Consider the following 7,563-nt stretch of genomic DNA (forward strand, 5'->3'; position numbering starts at 1 on the left):
ATATTTTAATAAAGGCTATCTATATTCCCCCTTTAAGTGGTATAATAAAATTAACTTATTGATGTTCGTTTTAGCAAAACAAGATATTTGTAATAACTTTCTAGTGATTATCATCGTCTTGAATTATTATCTTGAACCAAAAAGTAATAAACGTGCTATAAAGGCACATGGAGGAATTTTCTTATGAGTAACGGTACAGTAAAATGGTTTAACGCAGACAAAGGTTTCGGTTTTATCGAGGTTGAAGGTGGAGAAGATGTATTCGTACATTTCTCAGCAATTCAAGGCGACGGTTTCAAATCATTAGATGAAGGACAAGCAGTTTCTTTTGAAATTGAAGAAGGCAACCGCGGACCACAAGCAGCAAATGTTGAAAAAGCGTAAATAAACATTATGAAAGCTCTTCTCATATGAGAAGAGCTTTTTTACTTTTAGTTTGTTAAGGTGAAAAAGTTACAGAAGATAAAAACACAGCCCTTATTGTGATCTTCGTATGATCAAAAATAGAAGGGACAGTCCCAGTGGAAGCAAAAGAACCACGTCGCCATGCTAAAATAATTAGTAGCAAGGAGAGGATACGAAGATGAATCGTATAGTCAGGAACATGAGTATTATTTCATCTAGCAGCATAACACTTGGAGTAATTGGTTTTTGTATTGGTTACATTGGGGAGGATGAGCTGAAGGATTGGGTGGGGATCTTATATGGCTTCATTGGATTTGGATTAGGATTTATCGCTTCCATTGTTGTACTAATCATTCAGTTTTCATTGAAAAGATAGCAGCGAAATTTAAAGGTTATTTGCTGACTTCATTGGTGAAGTGCTCATGTTCTATGCAAGTAATTTTAGTATTTAATAGAAAAGGAAGCAAATGAAACCGTCTCTCTGATCATGATACTTGACGCGTTCATATGATCACGAATGAATTCTGATTCTTAATTGCCATCAACTGATTCACTTTCCAATGATACAGTTTCGAGTATAGGCAGACAGGATATTCATTCGATCTTGAATCGACCAGACACATGGTTACTTCATATTTCTTACTTATTCTTTCGCCAATTGTTTTTTCTTCTATTTTCTTTTTAACTCTATAATTTCTTTAATCGGTTTTTTTATTGCCCATTTATGAGGGGATTGAACACTATCAATAAAATTGAAATTTTTCTTTTACTAAAATAACCAATTAGGCGTGGACCTTTGATATAATAGAGCGAACAATAGATTAGTTTCACATGAGGGTTAGGCGCACTTGTACCTTTTAGGAGACTTCCTAAAAAGGGGGTGTTGCTTATGGATATGGAAAATGTGTTAACGCTGATGATTTCTTTCGGTATGTTGATTGCTTTTATCATGTCCAACCAAAATAAAAAATAATCCCTCATGTGATTTTTACAGGTCAACCTGAGGGATTATTTTCTCTTTAGTGCGACCTTCCCCTCTTGATGGGGTTAGTCTATTGTACCGTTCCATGTCTCTAGCATGGGACGGTTTTTTATTATATGATTTTCTAATTACAGTATACCTCATTTTGACTAATTGTTAAACATTTTAATTTTTTCTCAGTTCATTTTATGTGTTTGTTTCTTTTATTGATTCTTAGTTTTTACAGCCGTTTTTATTACAAGTAATTTTAGAATTAGTATTTACCCAATGACTAGACTTTTCATTGGTAAACCATTATTTTTACTTCCTCCTACTTATATTAGGAGATTGCTATCTAATCATTTTCTTGTCCTAAGAAAGTCAAAAAGATTACAAGATGGGTCTAAACCTATCCAATTTCGTCACCAACCAACTATTCAAAAATTGTAGCATCAAATTAAAAAGTTCCCGTGGAAGCATGAGAACCGTCTCTTCTATGTTATAATCTAATCATAATTCACAGTATTGTGTTTTCTTATCTTATCATTCATAAGGGGAATCGTTATGACTAATATTATCGACATTGTTCAATCACAAGTAATATCTTCCGTAAAGAAATTAGAGGATTTGGATAAGGCTATCAAATCCAGTTCCAATATTACATTTATTTTAACTGGGAACCTGACCACCACGAAACATTATATTGATCAATTAAAAAAGGCCAACAAGATTACGTTTATACATATTGACTTTATCGACGGACTTTCCAACACAAAAAGTGCCATTCAATACATTGCCGAGACCTGGAAGCCCGATGGAATTATCACAACCAAGAGCAACTTGATTAAATATGCAAAAGAAGAGGGGCTTATGACTATCCAACGCCTCTTCCTGATAGACCGGAATGCTTTAAAAAAAGGAATTGATATTGCGCACAGCTGTAAACCTGATGCAATTGAAGTGCTCCCAGGCTTGATGCCGTCTATTATTGATGAACTTACGAGACTGACTCTTCTGCCAATTATTGCCGGCGGATTAATCAGTAATAAAGAGGAAATTATGAGTGGATTGCAGGCAGGCGCATTGGCAATTTCATCTGGTAATCCGGAATTGTGGAATTTAGACCTATAATTTTTAGTTCACCCCCGCTCGTCACCCACGCTTTCTTCTACCTCCTCGTTCTTTTGTTTATTATCTTTTTTAAACCAGTGGCTGAAATTCTTAATCTCGTGTTCTTCAAAAAAGTTACCTATTCTTGTTATTAAAAATGTAACCAAAGTCGCAAAGATGACGAAACCGTAAAATCCAGCTCCAATACCGATTCCAACTCCCCCTGCATAAAATATCATTGCAGCAGAAGTCAACCCTTTGACACGTAACCCGTCTTTCAAAATAACACCAGCGCCTAAAAATCCTAATCCGGAAACAATTTGCGCTGCTAGTCTCATAGGGTCCATCATTAACCCACTGTCAGGCTCACTTAAATCAGCTGCACTTTCTATAGAAACTAATGTTATTAACGTGCACGCAACAGCTACATACGTATAAGTTTTAAGTCCAGCAGGTTTATTCTTGGAAGTTCGATCCCAGCCTATTAAAAAACCTAAGATTGCGCTGATAAGAATTCTAAAATACATTTCATGATCCCAAAAAAACGAAGCGATATATTCCATTATCCATGCTCCTTAATCACTTTCTTTTTTTACTTTCCCATTAAAAAATCACCCCATAAGGCAAAATCAATAACAGACACTATTCAGTGCCAGCCAGTAGAGTTTGCATTATGGGGTGATCTCTTCTGCTCTTCCCACATAAACAATATATTTTCTGTGTGTAAATCATATACCAACTAGCGATCTGTTGCAAGTTTATTTATAAAATTTAAAACATTTGTACAAAGCACTTAAGTACTAAAGAACTATTTTTACAAGCGGTTACATATAAGTGTTGCTCACATTCATTAGTTGTTGTACTATTATTAATAATCGAACAATAATATGTAACAGTTGTAGTCTGCGGGTAGAGACGAGGAGAACCCTATGACCATTAATTTGTATTACGTTCTTTGTGATACTTTTTATTGGCATGGGGTTCTTCTTTTTTTGCAGTTAATTTTCTTACAGCATAAATGCAACCAAAGCTTTAGCGAAAAGCCAAGTTTCCTAATATATAAACTCCAATGAATCTCACTATAGAGGTAAGAACGATTCACAAAAACGTACAAGGAGGAGAATGTATGAACAGAAAACTTTACAAATGGATGATGTGTGCTGGCTTGGCTGTTCTGTTGATGTGGATTTTGGCAACTCCCACTTCCAAGGCCTTGGCTGCAGAGGGAGAACCGCCTCTAATTATCACGGAGATTGTCAATAAGTCGGATGGAAATGGTCAACCTTATGAATATGTGGAAATCTTTAATAACACGTCACAGACTATTAATCTTGAAAACTACCAGCTGCAATACTTCACGAGCAGCATGACCAACCCGGCCAATGAATGGCCAATCACCAGCAAAACCATCAAAGCAAAAGACACACTAGTACTTTGGCTGAAAAAGTTTGATTATCCGAATGTGCCACTTTGGGATTTCAATTCAAATTATGAAGTACTGCTTAAGAAGGAAAACGTATTTGAAGTAGGACTGACTACATCAGGTCAGGGACTGCACGACAGCTCATTACGGCAAGTGGGCATTGCTGGTCCTGACGGGATTGCGATAAGTACAGCGTTAATCAACGAAGGGGGAGCCGATGGAATAACCAATAAAAGTATTGTCTATCAGGCAAGTGAATCGGTAGAAGTTACAAAAGTTCGCAGCAATGAAGTGGCGACACCTGGTGAACTTATCTCGGGGCAGGTCCCAGGTCCAGACGCACCAACAGAATTAAAAGCAACACCAATGAACCAGGCTATAGCGCTAAATTGGGAACCAGCTGAGGGTGCAGCAGCATACAATGTTTACGCTTCTGCCAGTACGGAACCTATTCATGTTCCCGTGGATACTTCCTATACTGCAGAAGGATTAACTAATGATCAGGCATATACGTTCAAAGTCACTTCCATTGACGTAGATGGCAACGAATCAGCAGGAAGTTCGGAGGTTACGGTAACACCACAGGAAGTTGTCGATACCCAATCCCCTATAGCTCCAGCAGGTCTAAAATCTACCCCTGGTGCTGATCATGTAACACTAAAATGGGATGAAAACAATGAGGGTGATCTTGCCGGGTATCGTATTTATATTAATGGAACAATCTATGATACTTCCGAGACAAACAGCATAACCATATCACCATTAGACTTAGGCAGAGATTATACCTTTGAAGTAACAGCACTGGATCATGTTGGTAATGAGTCTCCTAAATCAGCATTAGTTGCAGGCCCAAAAGAAAACGCACCTGTTCCAAGCCTGCTTATTACTGAAGTAGTACCTAACAGTGATAATTATGCCGGCTATGATGCGTTTGAATACCTGGAAGTTTATAATAACAGCGGTGAAACAATTGATTTAAAGGGTTATCATATCACGTCTGGAGGCTGGGATGTAGAAATTGCCGACTCCCTAACAATTGATCCATGGGGTACTCAGCTTTTTTGGACCAGAGTAGAAGAAATCCAGCCAATGACTTTAGAAGCATTTAACCATAATTACTTTTCTTCCTACAAAAACAAATATTTAAATGAAGAAGATTTAAAAATACTGGAAGACATCGGTGGCTTGGTTAACGGCGGGCGATCTGTAACTATCTTTGATCCGCAAGGGTTGGAAGTTGTGAACGCAACATATACTGGTGGCGATGTTTCTGTAGAGAACGCAGTCACATTTGGCTATCCAAAAGATGGAAGTTTAACAATGGAAAAACTGGCTGGTCATCAGCCAACAACACCAGGCTGGCTTGTTGCAGATCAGGCACCAGCAAGACCAATACTTCATGAAGAACCACCACAGACTCCAGCCAATATCCTGGCCGATGCTGGTAATGGTGAAGTTTCGCTAACATGGGACCCAAATCCAGAGAGCGACATTTATCGTTATCACATCTATAAGGATGGGGTCCTTGAGTTTTCTGTACCGCCAAGCGAGCAGGAATTTACGTTATCGCTGCTTATGGGAAATAAGGATTATGTGCTGGAAATGGCTGCAGAAGATACATCAGGAAATGTCTCGTTGAAGTCAGCACCACTAACAGTTACACCGTCCCATCAAATCATTACGCAAGAAGAAAGATCATCACACGGTATGGACCCTGACTACCAAGGTCTATGGGATATTAGCAAAGATGGTCCCGTCATTCCTGGGTTATTTCAGGACCTTGTACCACAGGGGATGACGTATTATAAGCAGAAAGACTGGCTTTTGACAGTTAACTATTTAGATGACGGCAGACCTGGAACATTAACAATAGTGGATGCAACAACTGAGAAGCTTGTAAAATCCGTATTATTGTACAACACAGATGGCTCACCATACACAGGGCATGCAGGAGGGATTACTGTCAGTCGGGACCATGTTTGGATTGCCTCAGAGCAATTCCTGTTCCAGTTAAAGGTTGGCGATTTGGTTTCAGCAGAAAATAATGCTGAACTACAGTTCGTGAATCAAATCCCAGTCCCTGTTGAAGCTGCCTATACCGTATATGATGAAGGTATCTTGTGGGTTGGGGAGTTTTATCAGTCAAGCGCTTACCCTACCGACCCCTCCCATCACCAAGAGAACCGTAACGGGGAGACTCAGTACGCATGGATGATCGGCTATGACCTTGAACGTAACAATGACATGCTTTCGAGTGAACATTGGAATGGCGATCCAAACAAGAACACAATCCCTGATTACGTCTTGTCAACTACTGGAAAAGTTCAGGGTGCAATTGTAAACAAGGCAGGGGTTACATTGAGCACGTCGTATGGGCGTGCAAATGACAGTGTTTTGTATCGATACGAACATCCATTGAAAGAGAATCCACATGATTCTGTAACTATAGACGGAAAAGAAGTACCACTCTGGTTCCTTGATGGTGCAACTTCAAAACCAAAGGAAAGTATTGAAGCTATCCCAATGCCAGAAGGAATTGTCGAAGTTCAAAAAGAGCTTTATGTTGTTTTCGAGTCAGGTGCCAACAAGTACCGGTATACAACTACCTACCCAATGGACCGCATGCTCAAAATTGATATGAAAGTCTTAATGAAAGATGATAAAGAAATTATTAAGGATGATCGGCAAGACGAGTGAATACTCATCGAAGTGCAAAACAGGCGTTTGCAAGCGTGTTCCGATCAGATGTACTCTCAAGAAAAATTAAATATTATTTAACACGTGAGTTCTATAATTCACGTGTTTTTTTATGATAAAAAAAGGAAATTTGCAATATACTGCCACATTTAAAATATACTACGAAATTATAACTGGATGTCTTTCTACAAATGGTTTCTTATCTCGATTTGCTAAATTAATCTGATGTCCTATATGTGAGTTTTTTATTTTGTTTTTATCCCCTAGTTTTATATTCATTCTTCCCACCACCAAACAAGTTACCCAATTTCGATTTGCCAATACTATTTTTTATTACCAATTTTCTTAATCAAATCGTTAAGCGTTTTTTCAGAGATCGGAACACTCTTTTCCTCTTTGATTGTACTTACGCTATTTCGAGCTTTTTCAAACAGATTCATCCTATTTATCCCCTTTCTATTACTAGAGTAACTGTTTTTCTCAAACAAGTAAGTGAACAGGCTTTACTTTTTACTTAACCAACAAATAGATCAATATCCCAACCATTACTACACTTACCGAATACAGTGGGATGATTATCTTTAACATAAAACTTCTCTGTTCTTTCAGCGCTTGTGCATGATTACTTTCCATTAACGCTAACTGCTTTTTAACATCTTGGTTAACCGACTTCATATAGTCACTCTGGACGTTCAACTTTAATTCAAATTGTTGTGTTTTCACTTTAAAATCTTCGCTCAAATCATTTATGTTGTGAGATAGCGCTTTATTCGAGCACGCTGCTTCCTTTTTCACATCCGTGATTTGGTCACTAACTTGATTTAACGATGTGTTCAGTTTGCTTTGTGTTTCCTTCCATGCTTCATCAAACTTCTTATCGAGTTGTGTTACTTTCGTCTTTACTGCTTGCTCAAGCTTTTGAACCGATTGTTCCTTATCCTTTAGTTCATTAGTTATATACGCTTTT

The 7,563-nt window shown here is 38.0% G+C and carries 7 protein-coding genes; 5 read left to right on the plus strand and 2 right to left on the minus strand.

What is annotated here, in order from left to right:
* From ACOI1D_RS20470 to ACOI1D_RS20485, 4 genes are all read left to right on the plus strand, one after another.
* Positions 1-187, plus strand: a 187-nt coding sequence (locus ACOI1D_RS20470; protein ID WP_422503927.1) for a hypothetical protein, incomplete at its 5' end; no start/stop codon positions are given.
* Positions 184-384 (plus strand): cold-shock protein CspD, encoded by a 201-nt coding sequence (gene cspD, locus ACOI1D_RS20475; RefSeq protein ID WP_379497752.1) that lies wholly within the window; start codon positions 184-186, stop codon positions 382-384. The genes ACOI1D_RS20470 and cspD, both read left to right, overlap by 4 nt.
* 199 nt (positions 385-583) lie before the next feature.
* Positions 584-781, plus strand: coding sequence for a hypothetical protein (locus tag ACOI1D_RS20480; protein ID WP_422503929.1), 198 nt, complete (start codon positions 584-586; stop codon positions 779-781).
* 1,149 nt (positions 782-1,930) lie between these two features.
* Positions 1,931-2,497: a glycerol-3-phosphate responsive antiterminator gene (locus ACOI1D_RS20485; RefSeq protein ID WP_422503930.1), complete on the plus strand. Its 567-nt coding sequence runs from the start codon at positions 1,931-1,933 to the stop codon at positions 2,495-2,497.
* Positions 2,498-2,505: 8 nt separating this feature from the next.
* Here the strand turns inward: ACOI1D_RS20485 and ACOI1D_RS20490 are convergent, their stop codons facing one another.
* Entirely contained in the window at positions 2,506-3,039 is a 534-nt protein-coding gene (locus tag ACOI1D_RS20490) for an MgtC/SapB family protein (protein ID WP_422503931.1), read from the minus strand.
* A gap of 563 nt (positions 3,040-3,602) precedes the next feature.
* Here ACOI1D_RS20490 and ACOI1D_RS20495 point away from each other — a divergent pair.
* Positions 3,603-6,596: a lamin tail domain-containing protein gene (locus ACOI1D_RS20495; RefSeq protein WP_422503932.1), complete on the plus strand. Its 2,994-nt coding sequence runs from the start codon at positions 3,603-3,605 to the stop codon at positions 6,594-6,596.
* Positions 6,597-7,106: 510 nt separating this feature from the next.
* Here ACOI1D_RS20495 and ACOI1D_RS20500 read toward each other — a convergent pair.
* On the minus strand, positions 7,107-7,563 hold a 457-nt coding region (locus ACOI1D_RS20500; RefSeq protein ID WP_422503934.1), incomplete at its 5' end, for a hypothetical protein.

Origin of the sequence: Virgibacillus sp. DJP39, from assembly GCF_049310925.1 — a bacterium.
Taxonomy (GTDB): domain Bacteria; phylum Bacillota; class Bacilli; order Bacillales; family Amphibacillaceae; genus Virgibacillus_F.